Here is a 19,634-nt window from a genome sequence, read left to right on the forward strand (position 1 = left end):
CCTTCGACTGTCTTGGTGGTGAGCAGGCATGCCCAAATACCTCCGGTGCTTAGTCGCCGCGCTGCTCGCGACGGCGCTGTGCGCGCCGCCGGCGGCCGCGCAGGCGGCGCCGGTCCCGATCGACGACCCCATTCCCGAGAAACCCACCCCGTCGGGCCTCACGCTGACGCTTGAGGAGTTCGCCTCCTTCCCGAAGACCGAGACGATCCCGCCGCCGACCGACCAGCGGCTGGTGCGCTGGGCCCGGATCAACTACCTCGGCGAGATCCCCGACGGCTCGCGCCGCCTGTACGTCAACGACCTCAACGGCAAGCTCTACCTGCTCGGCAAGGGCGGCGGCGAGCCGCGCGAGTATCTGGACGTCGGCGCCACGTTCGCGCCCGACTTCGTCTCCGGCCGCGGCCTCGGCAGCGGCTTCGGCTTCGCCGCCTTCCACCCGGACTTCGCCGGGAACGGCAAGCTCTACACCGTTCACACCGAGTGGGGCGACGCCCTCACCACCAAGACCCCCGACCTGCCGCCGCAGCCCGGCACCAGGTTCCACGGCGTGATCACCGAATGGACGGCCACGGACCCGAAGGCGAACACGTTCGCCGGCACCCGCAGGGAGGTGCTCCGGCTCGGCTTCTCCGGCCAGATCCACGGCATCCAGCAGATCGACTTCAACCCGGCCGCCCGCCGCGGCGACGCCGACCACGGCCTGCTCTACATCGCCGCGGGCGACGGCGGCCGCGGCGTCTCCAGCGACGACCCGCAGAATCTGGCCGTCCCGCACGGCAAGATCCTGCGGATCGACCCGCTCGGCACGAACGGCGCGAACGGCGCGTACGGCATCCCCGCCGCCAACCCGTTCACCGGCCGTCCCGGCGCGCTCGGCGAGATCTACGCCTACGGCATGCGCGACCCGCACCGCTTCAGCTGGGACCCGCAGGCCGGCAACCGGATGTTCCTCGGCCACATCGGCGAGCACGCCATCGAGGCGATCTACGACGTGGGCCGCGGTGACAACCTGGGCTGGAGCGAGCGCGAAGGGTCGTTCCTGTTCAACAAGGCCGACCGCTGCCACCTCTACACGCTGCCGGACAACGACGCCGAGCTCGGCTACACCTACCCGGTGGCCGCCTACGACCACGACCCGCCGCCCGGCCACTCCTGCACGTCCGACAGCGGCCACGCGGTCGTCGGCGGGTTCGTCTACCGTGGGAGCCGGCTGCCGCTGCTGCACGGCAAATACCTGTTCGGCGACATCGTGGACGGCCAGGTGTTCTTCACCGTCGCCGCCGAGATGAGGGAGCAGACCGGCCGCCGGGCCACCATCCACAAGCCACGGCTGGCGGACGCGACCGGCAAGCAGGTGACCATGCGGGACCTGGCCGGCAGCACCCGGGTGGACCTGCGCTTCGGCCGGGACGCCGGCGGCGAGCTCTACGTCCTCTCGAAGGCCAACGGCAAGATCTGGAAGATCACGAAGGCCCAGTGGACGCCGCCCGACGTGCTGCCGACCCTGCGCGGCAATCTGGTGGCGGCCTACGACTTCGAGCACCCGCTGCCCGGCGACCCGGCCCAGGAGCAGGACCAGGGCCTGTCGGGCACGAACATCACGCTGGTCAACGGCGGCGCCGCCATGCGCGTGGCCGACCCCGCCTACCGGGGCAGCACGCACGCCCTCCAGACCCGCCAGGTCGAACCCGCCACGGCGGGCAACGACGACTGGAAGGCCGGAATCTACGGCGAGGGCGGCGTGCCGTCCCTGCGGGCGTTCAACGGCGTCAAGGGCGTCACGATCATGGGCTGGTTCAAGATGCTCGGCCCGGGTCCCGCCCCGAACTCCAACACGGCCGATCCGGCCGACTTCTTCAACGCGATCGGCCTGGCCGGGATGCTGAGCGGCAACTCGCAGGGCCACGACGTCAGGGCGCTGCTGGAGCTGATCACCGTGAACGGCGAGCTGCGCGTGGTGGCGCTGGCCCGGCGCGTGGACGGCAGCAGCTCCCAGACGTTCGCGGCGAACAGCCCGTGGCAGGAGATCCTGCCACGGGACAAGTGGGTCTTCCTGGCCGCGACGTTCGACTTCGACACCGCGACGATGAAGCTGTACAAGGACGGCCGGCCGCTCGACGGCTTCACCGCCGTCGCCGGCGACCCGTGGGCCGTCGAGGGGGACCCCGAGCCGGACGTCACGTCGGAGACCGACCCGAGAGGCATCAAGATCGGCGGCAGCTATCCGCAGAACACCAGGGAGCAGAATCCGTGCGACTGCCGCATGGACGGGTTGATGTTCCTGGACAAGGTGGCGTCCTCCGTCGAGATCAGAGCCCAGTACGAGCTGGCGCGGCTGCGCTAGCCCACCGTCCGCATCTTCTTGGTCCTGTGGTCCGTCATGTGCACGTCGCCGCCGAGCCGTTCCCTGAGCAGGTCGAGAACCTCACGACTGGACAGGACGGTCCACAGGCTGCCCACGAGGTGCGGGTTGTACTCGGGGGCGGCGTTCATCCAGGCGTTCTTGCCGGCCGCGGTCCTGAACGTGGTGACGACGAATTCGCCGTCCGGGGTCTTGCAGTATCCGGTGCGGATGTCGGCGGCGTTGACCTGCATGCGCGGCGTGCAGCCGACCCTGGCGGAGAGCTGCTCGACGGTGAGGGGGGCGGCGCCGGCCTGCCCGCCCGCTGCGACGGAGCCGCCGCCGCTCCCGTACCCCGGGGAGCAGGCGGCGACCAGCCCGGCCAGCAGCGCGAGGGCGGCCAGACGTGGAAATGTCGTCATGTGCGGAAGTACGCAGCCCTCGCCACCCCGGTTCAGTAGCCGCTCTTCGGGGTCGGCGAGACCCGGTGGTCCATCAGGTGCAGGTCGCCGTTGAGCCGCTCCTTCACCGCCTCGAGAACCTTCAGCGGACCCAGGACGGTCCAGCGGGGGCCGACGAGATGGGGGTTGTACTCGGGCGCCCGGTCCATCCACTCGTCCTTGAGTTTCTCGGTGGCGAAGGTGTTGACGAAGAACTCGCCGTCCGAGGTCTTGCAGTACCCCGTGCGGAGGTCTTTGGCATCGACCTGCATTTTCGGCTTGCAGCCGACTTTGGCGCCGAGTTGCTCGACCGTGAGTGGCGCGGCGTTCTGTGGGTTGGCGCCTGCTGCGACGTAGTCGCTGTCCTTCCCGACGTACTGGGAACAGCCAGCAACCAGCCCGGCCAGCAGCGCGAAAGCGGCCAGACGTGGAAATGTCGTCATGTGCGGAGGTACGCAGCCCCCGCCACCCCGGTTCAGCGGAGAACGGCGCAACCGCGGGCGGCGAGCGCGCGCAGCACGCCCGGGTCGCCGTCGAGCTTGTTCCACCGCAGGTCGAGCTTCTCCAGCGCGGTCAGGTCGGCCAGCCCTTCCGGCAGCTCGCGCAGCCGGTTGTTCCGCAGGTCGAGATGGGTCAGCCGGGGTGGCAGGGCGGCGGGCAGCGCGCGCAGCCGGTTGTTCCGCAGATCGAGCACGCGCAGCTCGCCCAGCCGGGCGATCGACTCGGGCAGCCGGGCCAGCAGGTTGCCCTGCAGGTGCAGCTCGCGCAGCCGGGCCAGGTTCCCGATCGTCTCGGGCAGCGCCTCCAGCCGGTTGTTGTAGAGCCGCAGCTCCACCAGCGAGGCCAGGCCGCCGATCGCGTCGGGCAGGCGGGCGAGCCGGTTGTCGGTCAGGTTGAGGTAGGCGAGCCGGTCCAGCCGCCCGATCGCCGCGGGCACCTCGGTGAACAGGTTGTCGCTCAGGTAGAGGTAGTCGGTGAGGTCCAGGTCGCCGAGCTCGGGCGGGATCGCGGTGAGCCGGTTGTGGCCCAGGTCGAGCATGCGCAGCCGGGTCAGCCCGCCGATGGCGGCGGGGATCCCGGTGAGGGCGTTCTCGGCCAGGTTGAGCGATTCGAGCCCGGTCAGCTTCCACAGCGAGCCGGGGACCTCCGTCAGCCCGTTGCGGCCCGCCGCCAGGTGCCGCAGGGCGGCGGGCAGGCGGCCGGGAAGGCCGCCGACGCGGTTGCCGTACAGGAAGAGCGTCTCCAGGTGCGGCGGGCAGCGTGGGAAGGACGTCAGCTCGTTGCCGTCGAGGTGCAGCGCGCGCAGGGCGGTGAGCCCGGACAGGTCGGGCAGCCGGCGCAGGCCGTTGCCGTCGAGCCGCAGCTCCTCCAGGGAGGCGAGCTCGGCCACCCACGCGGGCACCTCGGCGATCGCGTTCCAGGCCAGGTCGATCAGCCGGACGTCGCCGGGTACGGCGGGAAAGGCGGTCAAGCCGGAGTCGGGTGCGCGCATGGCGCCGATCATTTCACGCAAGCACGCGGGCTCAGTTCGGCGGGCTCGGGCGCGCCCCACGCAGGTCGAAGAGCTCCGAGGGGGAGATCGGCATGCGGTCGATGTCGATGCCCTCGGCGTCCTCGATGGCCGAGGCGATGACGGCCGAGACGGGGATCACGCCGGCCTCGCCCGCGCCCTTGATGCCGAGGGGGTTGAGCGGCGAGGGCGTCTCCAGGTGGTCCGTTTCGATGTGGGGGATCTCGGTGGCGTACGGCATGAGGAAGTCCATGAAGGAGGCGTTGAGGAGCTGGCCGTCCGGGTCGTACACCATGCGCTCGTAGAGGGCGCCGCCGATGCCCTGCGCCACTCCCCCGTGGATCTGGCCCTCCACGATCATCGGGTTGATCAGCCGCCCGCAGTCGTGCACGACGGCGTACCGGACGACTTTGATCTCGGCGGTGTCCGGGTCGGTCTCGACGATGGCCGCGTGCATGCCGGCCGCGAACGTGGACCTGATCGGCGAGTAGTAGTCGCGCCCCTCCAGGCCGGGCTCCTCGCCCTCGGCCACCGGTGGCCGGTCGGGGTTCGCGGTGCCGGAGAACTGGGTGGCCTTGGCGGCCTCCTCGTCGAAGGCGTACCGCAGCGGGTTGGCCAGCACCGCCACCGTGGACAGCGGGATGGACGCGGTCGGGGCGCCGGCCACGTGCACCATGCCTTCGGTGATCTCCAGGTCGGCCGGGTCGGCCTCCAGCGCGTCGGCGGCGATCCGCAGCGCCTTATGCCGCACCTTCCGGCAGGCCAGCGCGATGGCGTTGCCGCTGACGACGGCCGCGCGGGAGGCGAAGGTGCCGACGGCGTACCCGAACCTGCGGGTGTCGCCGGTGACCACGCTGACGCGCTCGATGGGCACGCCCAGCTCGGTGGCGGCGATCTGGGCGAACACGGTCTCGTGCCCCTGCCCCTGTGAGGTGAGTCCCGTGGACACGTGCACGCGGCCGTCGGAGGTCACCTGTACGTGCCCGCCCTCGTAAGGCCCGACCCCGGTGCCCTCGACGTAGCAGCCGATCCCGATGCCCCGCCCCGGCTTCTTCACGTGATCGTCCCAGCCGATCAGCTCCTTGATCATGCGGAGCATCTCCGGGTAGTCGCCGCTGTCGTAGATCAGCGGGCGCCCGTCCTGGAACGTCATCCGCTGGTCGTACGGGAACTCGCCGGGCTGGATGAGGTTGACCGCGCGCACCTCCGTCCGGTCCTTGCCCAGATACCGGGCGATCTTGTCCATGGTGCGCTCCATGCAGAACACGCCCTGCGGGCGGCCCGCGCCGCGGTAGGGGGTGACCTGCACGGTGTTGGTGTAGACGGCGGTGAACTCGACCCGGTAGGACCCGATCTTGTAAGGTCCGAGCAGTTGCGTCGAGGTGACGATGGGCACGATGATCCCGTACGGCGTGTAGGCGCCGTGGTCGTGCAGGATCGTCACGTCGAGCCCGAGGACGCGCCCGTCGTCGTCGAAGCCGGCCCGGACGTACTGGACCTGCCCGCGCTCGTGGGCGGAGGAGATGAAGTGCTCCCTGCGGTCCTCGGTCCACTTGAGCTCGCGGCCGAGCGTCATCGCCGCCCACGGCACGAGGATCTCCTCGGGCCACGGGTGCACGATCTTCACCCCGAACCCGCCGCCGACGTCCGGCGCGATCACCTCGACCCGCGGCAGCGGCAGCCCGAGGGTGGCGGCGACAGCCATGCGGACGCTGGTGGAGGTCTGGGTGCTGGAGTAGACGCGCAGGTCGCTGCCGTCCCAGCGGGCGTACACGCCGCGCCCTTCGAGCGGCATGCTGGCGCTGCGCTCGATGTCGAGCCGGAAGGCCAGCGTGTGCGGCGCGGCCTCGATGGCCTCCCGCGCGTCGCGCCCGTCCGCGCCGGCGACCTCCTGGAGGAGGCGCGCGCCGATGTTGCCGGGCACGTCCTCGTGGACGAGGTGCGCGCCGTGGACGGCCTCCTCCAGGCCGACGACCGGCTTGAGGACCTCGTAGTCGACCTCGATGAGCGCGCAGGCGTCCTCGGCGGCGTACCGGTCGGCGGCCACGACCATCACCACCGGCTCGCCCACGTGCCGGACGACGTCCCTGGCCAGCGGGTACGCCGTGCGCCCGTGCGTGAGCGCCGGGTGCGGGATGAGCAGCGGCAGCGGCCTGCCCACCCGCTCGGGCAGGTCCTCCCAGGTGTAGATGGCGACGAGCCCGGCCACGTCCAGCGCGGGACCGACGTCGATGTCGCGGATGCGGGCGTGCGCGTGCGGCGAGCGCACGAAGGCGGCGGCCAGCGCGTCCGGTCCCAGGTCGTCGAGGTAGCGGCCCTGCCCGGTGAGCAGCCTGGGGTCCTCCCGCCGCGCCACGGGCTCGCCGAACAACTTGGTCGTCATGACTCCTCCGCCAGCAGCTCGGCGGCCCGGTGGACGGCCTTGACGATGTTCTGGTAGCCGGTGCACCGGCACAGGTTGCCGGAGATGCCCTCGACCACCTCTTCGTCCGTCGGCGTGGGGTTCTCCTCCAGCAGGGCGGTGACCGTGCACAGGAATCCGGGCGTGCAGAAGCCGCACTGCAGCCCGTGGCACTCGGCGAAGGCTCGCTGCACGGGCGAGAGCCCGTCCGGGCCCGCCAACCCCTCCACGGTGGTGATCTCGCGGCCGTCCACGGTGACGGCGAACGTCAGGCAGGAGCGCACCGGCTGCCCGTCGAGCAGCACCGTGCAGCAACCGCAGACGCCGTGCTCGCAGCCGACGTGGGTGCCGGTCAGCCCCAGGTCGTGGCGCAGGCAGTCGGACAGCAGCCGGCGCGCGGGCACGCTCACCCGCCTGGCGGCGCCGTTCACGACGAGCGTGATCTCATGCTGCACGGGTTTCCGCCTCCCTGGCCGCGTTGCGCAGCGCCCGCTCGGCGAGCACCCCCACCAGATGCCTCCGGTACGCGGCCGACGCGTGGATGTCGCCCTCCGGCTCGGTCTCGTCCGGTACGGCCCGCGCCACCCCCGCCCAGTCGATCTCGCGGGCGGGACGGCGTTCGCAGGCGGCGCCCAGATCCACGACCACCGGCCCCGGCCCGACCCCGATGCAGGCGGCCCTGGCGGCGCCGACGTACCCGTCCTCGTCCAGGGTGACCAGGGCGCAGACGCCGGCGAGGGCGTAGTCGCCGTGTCGGCGGGCCACCTCCTCGAAGGCGGCCCCGGTCCGCGGCCCCAATGCCGGGAAAAATGCTGATATGGCGAGCTCCCCTGGCTGGACCGCCGACTCCATGGGCCCGACGAAGAACTCCCGCGCGGCCACGTCCCTCACCGCCTGGCCGTCCCTCTCCCACCGGGCCACTCGCACGGAGCCCTCCAGCACCGCCAGCACGGCGGGCAGCTCAGCCGCCGGGTCGGCGTGCACGAGGCTGCCCACCACGGTCCCCCGGTTCCTGATCACCGGATGAGCCACCAGCTTGAGCGCCCGGGTGAGCAGCGGATGCACCCCGGCCCGCTCCACCTCGGAGTGCCGGACCCGCGCCCCCACGCGGACCCCTGACTCGGCCGGCTCGATGACGCCCAGCGACGCGAGCCCGTTGATGTCGACCAGATGCTCGGGCGCCGCCAGCCGCATGTTCAGCAGGGGAATGAGACTCTGCCCGCCGGCCAGCACCTTGCCCTTCCCCTGGACCTCGGCGAGCGTTCGCAGCGCCGCGCCGAGGTCTCGCGGCGCGTGGTACTCGAACGGCGGCGGCTTCACCCGGCGTCGCTCCTGGCCGGTTCGGCGGACCGCCCGGCGATCGCCCGCAGCAGGTGGTATCCGCCCAGCACCACGATGGTGCCGAACGCGATGCCCTCCAGGACGAAGTCCCCGCCGATGAAGTGACTCACGGGCCCGATGGCGAGGATGATCCCCGCGCCGGTCGGCACCATGTTGACCGGGTCGGCGAAATCGACCCGGTTCTCGATCCAGATCTTCGCGCCGAGCAAACCGATCATCCCGTACAGGATGACGGTGACGCCCCCCAATACGCCACCAGGCGTGGCCGCGACGAGGGCGCCGAATTTGGGGCACAGCCCGAACAGGATCGCGATGATCCCGGCGATGTAGTAGGCGGCGGTCGAGTAGACCTTGGTCGCCGCCATGACCCCGATGTTCTCGGCGTACGTCGTGGTGGGCGAGCCGCCGACCGCGCTGGTCACCACGGTCGCGGCGCCGTCGGCGATCACCGCCCGCCCCACGTACGGGTCCACGTCGGTCCGCGTCATCTCGCCGACGGCCTTGACGTGCCCGATGTTCTCGGCGATGAGCGCGATGACCGCGGGCAGCACCAGCAGCACGGCGGAGGTCTTGAAGTCGGGGGCGTGGAAGCTCGGCACGCCGAACCAGTCCGCCTTCGCCACGGCGTCGAAGCTGACCCGCTCGTGCGGGAACGCCGTGGCCACGCAGTACGTGCCCTCGACCGGGCAGGGCTTCCCCGCCGCGTCCAGCAGATTGGCGCCGGGCAGCACGGAGGTGATCGGCCCGGTCGTCTTGTCGAGCACCCACGACAGCACGAACCCGGCGACGAGCCCGATCAGCACCCCGATGCGCCCGATGAACCCCTTGAACAGCACGATCACCAGGAACGTGATCAGCATCGTGATGAGCGCCATCCAGTGGTCCTGCGGCCAGTAGACGTCCGCGACCACGAACGCCAGCCCGAACCCGATCAGCATCACCACCGCGCCGGTGACCACGGGCGGGAAGACGCGGTGGATGATCTGCACGCCGAGGAAGTGAATGGCCAGCCCGGCCAGCGCCAGCACCAGCCCGGCGACCAGGATCGCGCCGGTCACGATCGCGTCCGCGCCGGCGGTGTCGCCGCCGGCGGCCGCCCTGATGGCGAACACGCCGCCCACGAAGGACGCGCTGGTGCCCAGGTAACTGGGCACCTTGCCCTTCACGATCAACAGGAACATGATCGTGGCCACGCCCGACATCATCACCGCGACGTTCGGATCCAGGCCCATCACCAGCGGGAAGACGAACGTCGCGCCGAACATCGCGATCACGTGCTGCGCACCGAACCCCACCATTCGGGGCCAGCTCAGCCGCTCGTCGGGCCTGACCACCTCACCAGGCGCCAGGTGCTTGCCGTCACCGTGTTTGGTCCATCCCAAAACCATGAAAGCCCCTTAGTGGCTGGGCCGGCGGCACGTTCCGTTGCGGGCACATTAGGCCCGGCGGGACGCTCCTACACGGGCATGATCTGCCAAATCTGCGCTCACCACCAGTGGAAACCTCGCGCACTCGAGATCGCGCCCGGTGTGAAGGGTTCGGGACAGGCAACAATTCCGGTGCGCGGGCGGTCGTGGACGGCTCCGCCGGGCGCCCTCACCACTGTGGGCGAAGGTCAGGGACGGGAACGGCCGAAGGCCAGCCAGAGGCCGGCCAGCGTCACCATGACGCCGACGCTCAGGCCGAGCGCGGCGTAGGACAGCAGACCCACGATCGCGCCCGCGACGATCGTCCCTGTGGCGCCGCAGACGTTCATCAGCAGGTCGGACAGCCCCTGCACGGAAGGCCGGCGCTCGATCGGGACCGATTCCGTGACCAGGGCGGAACCGGCCACCAGGCCGCACGACCAGCCCAGCCCGAGCAGCACCAGCGCCGCCGTCACCTGCCAGACCCGGTGCCCCGCCGTGCCGGCCAGCGTGGCGGCGGTGAGCAGCAAGGCCATGCCGAGCACCAGCACCGGCACCTTCCCCGCCTTGTCGGCCAGCCAGCCCACGACCGGGGACATCATGTACATGCCCGCGATGTGCAGGCTGATCACGAGACCGATGACGTCCAGGTGCGCGCCGTCGTGGTGGAGTTTGACCGGGGTCATGGACATGACGGACACCATCGCCGTGTGGCTGACCGCGATCATGATCAGCGCGCGGCGGGCCATCGGGGTCGTGCGGAGCGTCTGCCAGGCGGTCCTGATCGTACGCCGGCCGCCGGTGCCGGGATCCTTGTCGCCGTTCAGCTCGCGGGCCAGCGTCAGCGGGTCGGGGCGCAGGAAACCGATGATGACGATCAGCGCCAGGGCGAAGGCCAGCGCCGCGAACGCGAACGGCCCCGCCTTCTCCGTCAGCCCCAGCCGCAGACCGATCTGATCGGCGGGCTTGGCCAGGTTGGGGCCCGCGACGGAGCCGATCGTGGAGGCCCAGACGACCAGGGACAGGTGCCGGGCCGAGCGGCCCTTCGGCGACAGGTCCGTCGCCGCGTAACGCCCGGCCAGGCCACCCGCGCTCCCGCCGCCCACCAGCACCAGCCCGGCCAGCAGCAGCGGCCAGTTATGCAGGTGGATCGCGAGGACGGAGATCACGCAGCCCGTCAGCGCCCCGGCGTACGCCAGCGACAACCCCGCGCGGCGCCCGCCCCTGCTGGAGGCCTTGGCCGTCGGGAGCGCCAGCAGCGCCGCGCCGAGCACGGTGGCCGTCCCCGCGAAGCCGCTGATCACCGTGGACCCCGACAGCTCGTCGACCACGACCGGGCTGAGCGCCAGCCCGACGGCGACGCCCACGCCGCCCACGATCTGCGCCGCGGAGAGCACTCCCAGGGTGCGGCGCTGGATGATCGGGATCCGGTCAGGGGACGAAACAGCGGCTTTCGTGGGGGTGCTGGTCACCTGTGAATTTTCGCATAGCCCTCAACATCACCCCAAAGAGGACCAGCAACCCTTTCCCCGGCAAGGCCGTATGACGTTCCGCAACACTTCAGAGGATGGTGGCCGAATCTCCTCGGGTGATGAGGCCGGGGGTGTCCGGAATCAGGTTGATGCCGAACCAGACCTTGCCGTCCCACTTGCGATGCCTGGACAGGGTCCTGATGGGCTCCTTGCCCTTGGTGTAGGTGACCGGGTCGACCGTGGTCAGCACGCAGCGGTCGCAGCCCTTGGTCACGCGGAAGTCGATCTCGCCGATGCGGATCCGCTTCCACTGATCCTCGGCGAAGGGCGTAGCGACGCCGTCGATCACCACGTTCGGCCGGAACCTGCGCATGGACAGCGGCTCGGGCGCCTCCTCGCCGCGCTCCAAAGCGGTCTCGGTGATCCAGTCATTGAGCCGGGCGAGCGAGGCGCTGGACGTGAGCAGCAGCGGATAGGCGTCGGCCAGGCTCACGCGGTCCTCCGGCCGGCCGTACGCGGGGTCGACCGGGCGGCGGGTCGGGTCGTCGAGCCACTTGAGCCGGACCGGCTGCCCGGCCAGCTCCGACAGCCAGGCCGCCGCGTCCTCGCCGCAGTCGGTGAGCTCCACCGGCGTGCCCCACACGCTGACCGTCGACATCGCGGCGGCGGGGGTGACCCGCAGCGGCTCCGCGTGCGGCCCGGTCAACGTCAGCGTGTCACCGTCGAGCCGGGCGAGGCAGGCCAGCAGCCGGGGCTCCTCGCGAGCAGTCAAGATCTTGCCGTCCGCGTCCGTGATCAGGTAACGCCGGTCGCCCGCCAGCCCCCAGGGCTGCACCTCGGCCTCGTCGACCTCATGTCCTGCGGTGGATTTGACGGGGTAAAAGTGGATGCTCGCCAGTTTCATACGGCAGAAATTATCTCATCGCTTCCGGCCGGTGCCGGTTCCGGTGCCGCCGCGCCCCTGCGCTGGAGGGCCGCGCCGAGGGCCAGCGTGCCGAGGGCGGCCACGCCGATCGCGGCCCCGATCCAGGCGACGGAGGGGTATCCGAGGCCCGCCCCGATGGCCAGCCCGCCCAGCCAGGGGCCGATGGTGATGCCGACGTTGAAGGAGGAGACGTTGACGGCGGCGGCCAGCGTGGGGGCGTTCTTGGCCAGCGCGAAGACCCGGATGTTGAGCGCGGGGTTGGTGGCGAAGCCGAACGCGCCGAGCAGGAAGATCAGCGGTATGGCCACCGCCGGGATGTGAGCGGTCATGGCCAGCGCCGCGGAGCCGGCGATCAGGCCGCCGATCCCGGTGTAGAGGGACAGGAACGGGCGCCGGTCGGCGGTCCTGCCGCCGATCGTGATGCCGATCAGCGTGCCGGCCCCGTAGAGGGCCAGGACGGCGGGGACCCACGCGGAGTCCAGGCCCGTGGTGTCGACGAGCATCACGCTCAGATAGCTGAAGGAGGCCAGGAGCGCGCCGGTGGTCAGCGCGGTCGTGCCGTAGGCGAGCCAGAGCGTGGGGCTGGTCATGGAGCGCAGTTCGGCGGACACCCGGGGCTGGGCCTCGGTCTCCGGCCTGCCGCCGGGGATGGTGGCGAGGATGCCCACGGCGGCGAGCGCCGACATGCCGGCCACCGCCCAGAACGCGGCCCGCCAGCCGAGGTGCTGGCCGATGACCGTGCCGGCGGACAGGCCGATGATGGTGGCGACCGTCAGCCCGCCCGCGATGACGCTCATCGCCTTGCCGCGGGCGCCCGCGGGCACCAGCCCGATCGCAGTGGTCGCGGCCACGGCCCAGAAGCCCGCGTACACGAACGCGCCGACCACCCTGGTGGCGAACAGCATGCCGTAGCTCGACGTCAGCGCCCCCGCGACGTGCGACAGGGCGAAGACCGCCAGGAACGTCAGCAGCGCCGTACGGCGGGGCCAGCGCAGCGTGAGGACGGCCAGCACCGGCGCGCCCACCAGCATCCCCATCGCGAACGCCGAGATCAGCAGCCCCGCGTCCGGCACGGACACCCGCAGGTCGGCGGCCATCTCGGGGAGCAGTCCGGCCAGCATGAGCTCCGAAGTGCCCTGAGCGAATATCGCGAGGCCCAGCATGTAGACCGCCAACGGCATGGCGGACTCCCTTCCAGAGTTTTGGATTGATCAGTACAAAATCAGGGCACGAAAAGGTCAGAAGACGTCCAGCGCGGTTCGCGCGATGGCTTCGAGCGCGGCCCGATCGTGGCCGCCGCGGGCGGCCACACGCAGCCCGCTGACCGTGGCGAAGACGAAGTGCGCCAGCGCGAGCGGGTCCTTGGCCCGGTCGATCTCGCCTCGCGAGCGCCCGGCCTCGATCGCCGAGCGCATGATCTGCAGCCGCCTGTCGTTGTCGCGCCGCAGCAGCTCGGCGATCTCCGGGTCGCGCGGCGCCAGCTCGATCATCGAGTTGATCACCAGGCAGCCGATCGGGTCCTCGGGATCGGGCTCGGCCGCCCACCACAGCACGGTCCGCACCTTCTCCTTGATCGGCAGGTCGCCCTCCATGAGCTCGGCGAGCACGGCGTTGCGCTCGTCCATGTAGCGGCGAAGCGCCTTCTCGAACAGGTCGTGCTTGCTGACGAAGGTGTTGTAGATGCTGCTGCGCCCGAGCCCGGTGGCCGCGCACAGGTCCTGCGTCGAGGTGGCCTCGTAGCCCGCCGTCCAGAACGCGCGCATGGCCGCCTCGACCGCCCGGTCCTCTTCGAACTTCCTCGGCCGTGCCATGCCGAACACGCTAGCACGTTTTGGAACGATCAGTGCAATACGCCTTCCCCGGCGCACCGGGGGGCTTGCCCCTCGCGGGTCAGGTGGTCTGCCGGAAGGTGTCCAGGAACACCTTGCGCGTCTCGGCCTGGTCGTCCCACTTGAGCTCGGGCAGATCGAAGGCGATCTTGAACGCGGTACTGTCGTTGATCGTGACGTACCTGGTCAGCGCGTGCATGGGGACGCCGTTGGGGGTGGTGTAGGTGTACTCCCAGTCGGCCGCCTTCCAGCCGCGGTAGTTCACCTCCTGGAGCTGCACCTGAATGTAGCTCTCCAGGTCGCCGTCGGTCTCCAGCCTGCCGAGCTCGGACAGCCCGCCGTCGGTCTGCGCGGTCACCTGCTCGACCACGATCCGCATGCCGGAGTCCTTCGGCCCGCTGAACGTGGCCTCGCCGCCCGAGGCGGCCAGCTTCCAGTCCGCGGGCACGGCGGCGGAGAAGCCGGCCGCCGTGTGCTCCTTGTAGCCCTTGGGCGCGGCCGAGGGCGGCTGGGGCCGACTCGTGCCGGCGGGCACCGTGGCGGCGAGCGGACTGGGGGTCGCGTCGGGAGAGTCGCCGCCGGCCAGGACGATCATCACGGCGCCGACGACGACGGCCACCGCCACCAGCGCGCCGACGATCGGGAGCAGCCGCGGCCGCCCCTCACGCGTCCAGAAACCGTCGTCCTGTTCCGTCCTCCGCCTGCTCTTGCCCGGACGTGCGCCCCCGCTCGGCAACGTGGCCAGGCGGCTGTGGCCGACGTCGTGCGACAGGTCGCGCGACTGCTCGCGCAGGTCGTCGGCGGAGGCCAGCGGCCACGGCGTCGCGCCGGAGGACGTACGGCTGTCCGTGGTCAGCGGCAGGATCGGCTGGGGGCGCGGGCCGGAGGGGTTGTCCAGATCGTCGTCGATGGAGTTCATCCGGTGCGGCCCCGACGGGAACGCGGTGAACCCGCCCTGCTGGGGGTGCTGGTCGATCCGGTGGCCGCCCGACGGGGCCGACAGCCTGTCGTACGGGTTGGCGTGACTCCCCGACGGACTGGCCAGCGAGTCGTACGGGTTCCCCGACGGACCGGCCAGCGAATCGTACGGGTTGGCGTGGCTCCCCGACGGGCCGGACAAAGCGTCGTACGGGCTCGCGTGGCCCCCCGACGGGCCGGCCAGCGGGTCATACTGCACGCGTACCGGTCCCGAGGGCGTCTCCACGATCCGTGACGGCAGCGGTCCCGACGGCGTGTCCAGCGGCGGCAGCAGCCCGGCGGGCGTCGGGTCGGCCGGGCTGGGCAGCCCCTCCGGCTTGCGAGGCCGGGCCGACCCGTGCGCGCGCAGCACCGCCTCCAGCATCTCGATGACCTGCGTCGCCGTCAGCCGCTCCGCCGGGTTCTTGCGCAGCAGGCCCTCGATCACCGGCGCCAGCGAGCCGGCCCGCTGGGGCGTGATCGGGTCCTGGGTGAGCACCGAGCCGAGCACCGCGACCGGGTCGGGCCCCTCGTACGGCGGCCGCCCCTCGACGGCGGCGTACAGCGTCGCCCCGAACGACCACAGGTCGGCCGCCTGCGTGATCGCCTGCCCGGACAGCCGCTCCGGCGGGATGTACGCGGGCGACCCCATGAGCAGCCCGGTCTGCGTGATGTTCACGTCGCCCTCGATGGCGGCGATGCCGAAGTCGGTCAGCACCACCCGGTCCGAGGTCAAAAGCACGTTGCCCGGCTTGATGTCGCGATGCAGGATCCCGGCGGCGTGCGCGTGCATGACAGCGTCGAGAACCCGGATGCCGATCTCGGCGGCCTGGATCACCGGCAGCGGCCCGCTCTGGCGTACGGCCTGCTCCAGCGACCACGCCCGGACCAGCTCCATCACGATCCACGGGCGGCCGTCCTCCTCGACCACGTCGTGGACGGTCACGATGCCGGGATGGGTCAGCCGCGCGGCCGACCTGGCCTCGCGCAGCATGCGCCGGTGCGCCACCTGCTTGCCCGCGTGGTCGAGCCCGTACGGGAGGATGAGCTCCTTGACCGCCACGTCGCGGTCGAGCAGCACGTCGTGGGCGTGCCACACCATGCCCATGCCGCCCCGGCCGACCGGCGACATGAGGCGGTAGCGCCTGCCGATCAGGCGGCCCTGGTTTTGCGGAGCGCCGCTGGGGGCACCTCTCTCTTGGCCGGAGCCGCTGAGCAAGCGGTCGCCTGCCATGTTCCCGCCCCCATCTCGCCTCATCCGTCACGTGCGTCTATCACGCTACTTGCAGAATATGAGCGTTCGACACGATATCGGCGGTCAATACCTCAAGGGAAGCAGAAGTCCCTTTACAGTGGCCCTGACGTGCGGATATGCCGCCATTCAAATGGATCTTTAAACGGCGTCGGCCAGCGCCAGCAACGCGCTGACGAACGCTTCCGCGGGCGGCTTGACCAGGCCCGCCCCGACCTGTCCCGTTCCGGCGACGCGGCCCGCGATGCCGGTGTTCACCACGGGTAGCAGGCCCGTCCTGGCCACGAGCGTGACGTCGATGCCGACCGGCGTGCCGCGGAAGCCGAGTCCCGGGATCTGGTAGGCGGGGTGCTCGGCGAGCGTGATCTCGTACATGGAGCGGGTGGCGCGCACGGCGTCGGCCACCTCGCCGCCCACGAACCGGACGATGGCCGGGGACGCCGCCATCGCGAACCCGCCGAGGCCCGACGTCTCGGTGATCGTGGAGTCGCCGATGTCGGCATTGGCGTCCTCGGGGCCGTACGAACCGAGGAAGAGCCCGTCGGGCACGCCCGCGGGACCGGTGAACCACCGGCCGCCCAGCCCCGACACCTGGACGCCGAAGTCGGTGCCGTTCCTGGCCATGGCGACGACCATGGACGAGCCGGGGATGTCACGGGCGGCGTCCGTGCTGACCTTGGCCGCGGCCATGCCGGCGTTCAGGAAGAAGTGGTCGTTGCCGTTGATGAAGCGCAGCACCTGCGCGGCGCTCCCGGGGGCGGCCTCCACCACGGCCGGGGCCAGCTCCCGCAGCAGCAGCGAGGTGGCCGCCCGGTTGCGGTTGTGCAGCTCGTCGCCCATCTGCAGCGCCTGCGCGATCAGCGAGCGCAGGTCGATCGGGCCCGTCAGCTCCAGCGTCGCGGCGAGCGCCGGGCCGAGCACCTCGTCCATCCAGCGCAGCCGGTCCAGGACCTCGGGCCCGTACGCGCCGTACCTGAGAACCTTGCCCAGGCCCTCGTTCAGCGAGCAGTAGGCGGTGCCGCCGTGCTCCTCGTCGCGTACCTCGAAAAGCCACATGGACGGGCTCACCACGCCCGCCATCGGGCCGACGGCGGCGTGCTCGTGGCACGGCCGCAGCGCGATCTCGCCCGCCGCCAGCCTGCGCTCGGCGTCGTGCTCGCCGGTGGCAAGGCCCTCGAACAGCATCGCGCCGATCAGCGCGCCGCGCATCGGGCCGGACGCGCGCTCCCAGGTGATCGGCGGCCCGGCGTGCAGGAACGTCCCCTCGGGCAGCACCTCCGCCGCCCGCCGCACCCCCACCAGGTACGGCCGCGCGGACGTCAGCCGGTGTGCGGCCAGCTCGTTGGCGGCCTGCCTGCGCGCGTCGGCGAGCACCTTGGCCAGGGCCTCCGCGGTGGCCTCGAGGGGCGGGCGCCACGTCACCGGGGTCGTCGGGACGGCCTGCGCGGCCAGCGCCTCGTCGAGCAGCCCGGCGCCGACCGTGATGACGCGCGACGGCGCCGTGAGCGGTCCCATCACGATCCCTCCCCGCAGAGGCTCCTGGCGTGCCGGGCGGCCTGGGCGTTGGAGGCGAACACCGCCGCGCCCGCCTCCCGGAAGGCCGCGGCCTGACGGTGGAAATCCTGCGGGTCGCCCATGGTGCCGACGAGGGCGACCACGACGGCCGCGGCGGAGGTGCGGGCGACGGCGGGCGCGAGCGCGGCGGCGGGGTCGGGGTCGGCGCCGTGGCCGAGCACGACGTCCATCAGCACCACGTCCGCCTCGCCGGCGCGGGCCAGCGCCTCCATGCGCAGCGTCGGGTCGATCATCGGGTGCGCCCTTCCCCTGGTGTAGACGTCGTCCCCGTAGTCGACGAAGTCGCCCCGGCCGGCGACCGCCGCGGCCTCCATGCTGAGCGTCCCCCCGGCGTAGATCCCCTTGAGCGTCTCCCCCGGGGCCCGCCGGGGCGTGCCCGGCCAGGACGGCCACTCCGGCACGGGCTTCCCGAGCGCGCGCAGCGCCTGCTCCGCCGCCTGCGTGAGATCCGCGGCATCCGATGCGCCCGAGTCCGGCGCGGCGAGCAGGGCCCGCACCACCGGCGTCCGCAGCGCGGCCACGGCCTCCTGTACGGCCCGCGCCACCTCCGGGTCCGGCGGCTTGGAGATGAGCACGATCAGCTCGGTGGCCGGGTCCTCGTCCAGCAGGCGCAGCGCACGGAGCGTCGACAGGCCGCCGACCTCGGCCGACAGGTCCCTGCCGCCCACACCCAGGATGTGGCTGACGCCGGTGCCCGCCCAGTCGAGCAGCGACGTCACCTGCTGGGCGCCGGTGCCCGACGCGGCCACCACGCCGACGGGGCCGGGGGTGAGGACGTTCGCGAAGCCCAGTCCTACGCCGCCGAGAGCGGCGGTGCCGCAGTCCGGGCCCATGACGAGCACGTCCCGCTCCTCCGCCAGCTCCTTCAGCCGCCGCTCCCGCGCGACGGTGACGCCGTCGCTGAAGATCATGACGGGCAGCCCGGCCTCGATGGCGTCGTACGCCTCGCAGAAGGCGTGCTCCCCGGGGACGGAGACCAGGACGAGCCCGGCCGGGGCCCGGGCGGCCGCCGCACGCGTGGTCAGCGGGGGCTGCTCCGACGCGGTCCCGGGCTGCTGGAGCGTAGTGAGCTGCCGGTCGGCCTCGGCGACGGCCGCCTGCGTGTCGCCGGCGCGCACGGCGATCAGCAGGTCGCCCGGGCCCGCCTCCGGGACGGCGAAACCCAGATCCTTGATGATGGCGACGTTGAGCTCCGTCCCCATGGCCACCATGGCCGCCTCGACGCCCGGCGTCGCGGTCAGCGCCCGGCTCACCCGCATGAGCTGGACCGAGTCGTAGTACGCCCCCTTGCGGACCAGCACCGCCTCCGCGCTCACCGCGGCCCGCCCAGCGCGAGGACCGCGGTGACGCCGATGGCGATGCCCTGGGCGAGGTCGGCGCCCGAGGTGTGGCCCAGGCGGTGCAGCCGGCGCAGGGCCGGTTCGAGCGCCTGCCGGCCGGTGACGCCGCGCAGCACCGCGGTCACCTCGGGGCTCGCCTCGCCCCTGGCCGCGCAGTGCAGCAGCGTGGCCGACAGCGGCGTCGTACGGGTGCGCGCGTCGAACGTGACGGCCGGCGCCAGCCAGTCGGCCAGCCAGACCGCCCGCTCCGCGCCCGCCGCCGCGCCCAGGTGCCGCAACGTCACCAGCAACCCCGCCAGCACGTCGTCGCCGCTCGGGGTGAGCCCCGGCCCGAGGCCGACGAGCTGCTCGGCCGCCGTGACGGCCCCCAGCAGCCAGCCTTCCGCGCAACTGCTCGCGAGCGAGGCCACCGCGCCGTTGCCCGCCAGCCCCGGCCCAGGCCCCGGCTCCCCGGGAAGCATCAGCTGCGCGGCGGCCTGCGCCAGGCGGGGCAGGTCGACCTGGCCGAGCGGCGGGGCGGGGTCCCACCAGCGGCGCACGCGCAGACTCAGCGGGCCCAGGTCGATCGAGCGGTCGCCGACCGCCGCCTCGTCACCCACCGTGACGTGCGGCAGCGGCGTGGCCAGCAGCACCGAGTTGGGCAGCCGGGTGGCCTCGCCGGTGATGACGGCGATCACCGAAGGCTCCAGATCGGTCCTGACCTCGAGGTACACCCCCGCAGGAAAGGCCGCCAGCACGCGGGCGGGACGGCGCGGCGACTCCAGGACGGGGCGTACCGCCGCGCTGGCCGCACCCGTGACATGGATGCGGGTACGCCTCGCGTGAGTACTGACCGTCACCAGACC

16 protein-coding genes are annotated in these 19,634 nt (G+C 71.9%); 1 reads left to right on the forward strand and 15 read right to left on the reverse strand.

The annotated features are described in order from the left end of the window. Positions 1 to 28 precede the first annotated feature (28 nt). Positions 29 to 2,344: a PQQ-dependent sugar dehydrogenase gene (locus tag ACTMTI_RS41985; protein ID WP_441126379.1), complete on the forward strand. Its 2,316-nt coding sequence runs from the start codon at positions 29 to 31 to the stop codon at positions 2,342 to 2,344. Here ACTMTI_RS41985 and ACTMTI_RS41990 read toward each other — a convergent pair. The 15 genes from ACTMTI_RS41990 to ACTMTI_RS42060 form a co-directional block, all read right to left on the reverse strand. Further along, positions 2,341 to 2,763, reverse strand: a complete 423-nt coding sequence (locus tag ACTMTI_RS41990; protein ID WP_441126380.1) for a hypothetical protein — start codon at positions 2,761 to 2,763, stop codon at positions 2,341 to 2,343. The two genes, ACTMTI_RS41985 and ACTMTI_RS41990, sit on opposite strands and share 4 nt — an antisense overlap. 32 nt (positions 2,764 to 2,795) lie before the next feature. Beyond that, positions 2,796 to 3,224 (reverse strand): hypothetical protein, encoded by a 429-nt coding sequence (locus ACTMTI_RS41995; protein WP_441126381.1) that lies wholly within the window; start codon positions 3,222 to 3,224, stop codon positions 2,796 to 2,798. A gap of 32 nt (positions 3,225 to 3,256) precedes the next feature. Continuing rightward, positions 3,257 to 4,273 (reverse strand): leucine-rich repeat domain-containing protein, encoded by a 1,017-nt coding sequence (locus ACTMTI_RS42000; protein ID WP_441126382.1) that lies wholly within the window; start codon positions 4,271 to 4,273, stop codon positions 3,257 to 3,259. A 31-nt stretch (positions 4,274 to 4,304) separates the two neighbouring features. Then, positions 4,305 to 6,674 (reverse strand): aerobic carbon-monoxide dehydrogenase large subunit, encoded by a 2,370-nt coding sequence (cutA, locus tag ACTMTI_RS42005; RefSeq protein WP_441126383.1) that lies wholly within the window; start codon positions 6,672 to 6,674, stop codon positions 4,305 to 4,307. Beyond that, entirely contained in the window at positions 6,671 to 7,147 is a 477-nt protein-coding gene (locus tag ACTMTI_RS42010) for a (2Fe-2S)-binding protein (RefSeq protein ID WP_441126384.1), read from the reverse strand. Before ACTMTI_RS42010 ends, cutA begins: the two co-directional genes overlap by 4 nt. Continuing rightward, positions 7,137 to 8,012 carry an FAD binding domain-containing protein gene (locus ACTMTI_RS42015; protein ID WP_441126385.1) on the reverse strand — a complete coding sequence of 292 codons (876 nt, stop codon included), beginning with the start codon at positions 8,010 to 8,012 and terminating at the stop codon, positions 7,137 to 7,139. The genes ACTMTI_RS42010 and ACTMTI_RS42015 overlap by 11 nt, the downstream gene beginning before the upstream one ends. Further along, positions 8,009 to 9,421: a uracil-xanthine permease family protein gene (locus tag ACTMTI_RS42020; RefSeq protein ID WP_441126386.1), complete on the reverse strand. Its 1,413-nt coding sequence runs from the start codon at positions 9,419 to 9,421 to the stop codon at positions 8,009 to 8,011. The genes ACTMTI_RS42015 and ACTMTI_RS42020 overlap by 4 nt, the downstream gene beginning before the upstream one ends. Before the next feature lie 227 nt (positions 9,422 to 9,648). Further along, the gene (locus tag ACTMTI_RS42025) at positions 9,649 to 10,911 is read right to left on the reverse strand and encodes an MFS transporter (RefSeq protein ID WP_441126387.1); all 1,263 of its coding nucleotides are present in this window, start codon (positions 10,909 to 10,911) and stop codon (positions 9,649 to 9,651) included. Between the two features lie 88 nt (positions 10,912 to 10,999). Beyond that, positions 11,000 to 11,815, reverse strand: coding sequence for an MOSC domain-containing protein (locus ACTMTI_RS42030; protein ID WP_441126388.1), 816 nt, complete (start codon positions 11,813 to 11,815; stop codon positions 11,000 to 11,002). Continuing rightward, on the reverse strand, positions 11,812 to 13,017 hold the full coding sequence (locus tag ACTMTI_RS42035) for a Cmx/CmrA family chloramphenicol efflux MFS transporter (RefSeq protein WP_441126389.1): 1,206 nt from the start codon (positions 13,015 to 13,017) through the stop codon (positions 11,812 to 11,814). Before ACTMTI_RS42035 ends, ACTMTI_RS42030 begins: the two co-directional genes overlap by 4 nt. 57 nt (positions 13,018 to 13,074) lie before the next feature. Next, positions 13,075 to 13,647, reverse strand: a complete 573-nt coding sequence (locus ACTMTI_RS42040; RefSeq protein ID WP_441126390.1) for a TetR/AcrR family transcriptional regulator — start codon at positions 13,645 to 13,647, stop codon at positions 13,075 to 13,077. 79 nt (positions 13,648 to 13,726) lie between these two features. After that, positions 13,727 to 15,856 carry a protein kinase domain-containing protein gene (locus ACTMTI_RS42045; RefSeq protein WP_441126391.1) on the reverse strand — a complete coding sequence of 710 codons (2,130 nt, stop codon included), beginning with the start codon at positions 15,854 to 15,856 and terminating at the stop codon, positions 13,727 to 13,729. A 159-nt stretch (positions 15,857 to 16,015) separates the two neighbouring features. Further along, the gene (locus tag ACTMTI_RS42050) at positions 16,016 to 17,389 is read right to left on the reverse strand and encodes a DUF1116 domain-containing protein (protein ID WP_441126474.1); all 1,374 of its coding nucleotides are present in this window, start codon (positions 17,387 to 17,389) and stop codon (positions 16,016 to 16,018) included. Then, entirely contained in the window at positions 17,389 to 18,765 is a 1,377-nt protein-coding gene (locus ACTMTI_RS42055) for an FdrA family protein (RefSeq protein WP_441126392.1), read from the reverse strand. Before ACTMTI_RS42055 ends, ACTMTI_RS42050 begins: the two co-directional genes overlap by 1 nt. Further along, the gene (locus tag ACTMTI_RS42060; protein WP_441126393.1) at positions 18,762 to 19,628 is read right to left on the reverse strand and encodes a DUF2877 domain-containing protein; all 867 of its coding nucleotides are present in this window, start codon (positions 19,626 to 19,628) and stop codon (positions 18,762 to 18,764) included. Before ACTMTI_RS42060 ends, ACTMTI_RS42055 begins: the two co-directional genes overlap by 4 nt. Positions 19,629 to 19,634 lie beyond the last annotated feature (6 nt).

It is taken from the genome of Nonomuraea sp. H19 (assembly GCF_052068215.1).
Classification (GTDB): domain Bacteria; phylum Actinomycetota; class Actinomycetes; order Streptosporangiales; family Streptosporangiaceae; genus Nonomuraea.

Bases quoted from the DNA above. Each gene is read 5' to 3' on its own strand.
- ACTMTI_RS41985 (WP_441126379.1), top strand. From the start codon at position 29: ATGCCCAAATACCTCCGGTGCTTAGTCGCCGCGCTGCTCGCGACGGCG.
- ACTMTI_RS41990 (WP_441126380.1), bottom strand. From the start codon at position 2,763: ATGACGACATTTCCACGTCTGGCCGCCCTCGCGCTGCTGGCCGGGCTG.
- ACTMTI_RS41995 (WP_441126381.1), bottom strand. From the start codon at position 3,224: ATGACGACATTTCCACGTCTGGCCGCTTTCGCGCTGCTGGCCGGGCTG.
- ACTMTI_RS42000 (WP_441126382.1), bottom strand. From the start codon at position 4,273: ATGCGCGCACCCGACTCCGGCTTGACCGCCTTTCCCGCCGTACCCGGC.
- cutA (WP_441126383.1), bottom strand. From the start codon at position 6,674: ATGACGACCAAGTTGTTCGGCGAGCCCGTGGCGCGGCGGGAGGACCCC.
- ACTMTI_RS42020 (WP_441126386.1), bottom strand. From the start codon at position 9,421: ATGGTTTTGGGATGGACCAAACACGGTGACGGCAAGCACCTGGCGCCT.
- ACTMTI_RS42030 (WP_441126388.1), bottom strand. From the start codon at position 11,815: ATGAAACTGGCGAGCATCCACTTTTACCCCGTCAAATCCACCGCAGGA.
- ACTMTI_RS42035 (WP_441126389.1), bottom strand. From the start codon at position 13,017: ATGCCGTTGGCGGTCTACATGCTGGGCCTCGCGATATTCGCTCAGGGC.
- ACTMTI_RS42040 (WP_441126390.1), bottom strand. From the start codon at position 13,647: ATGGCACGGCCGAGGAAGTTCGAAGAGGACCGGGCGGTCGAGGCGGCC.
- ACTMTI_RS42045 (WP_441126391.1), bottom strand. From the start codon at position 15,856: ATGGCAGGCGACCGCTTGCTCAGCGGCTCCGGCCAAGAGAGAGGTGCC.
- ACTMTI_RS42050 (WP_441126474.1), bottom strand. From the start codon at position 17,389: ATGGGACCGCTCACGGCGCCGTCGCGCGTCATCACGGTCGGCGCCGGG.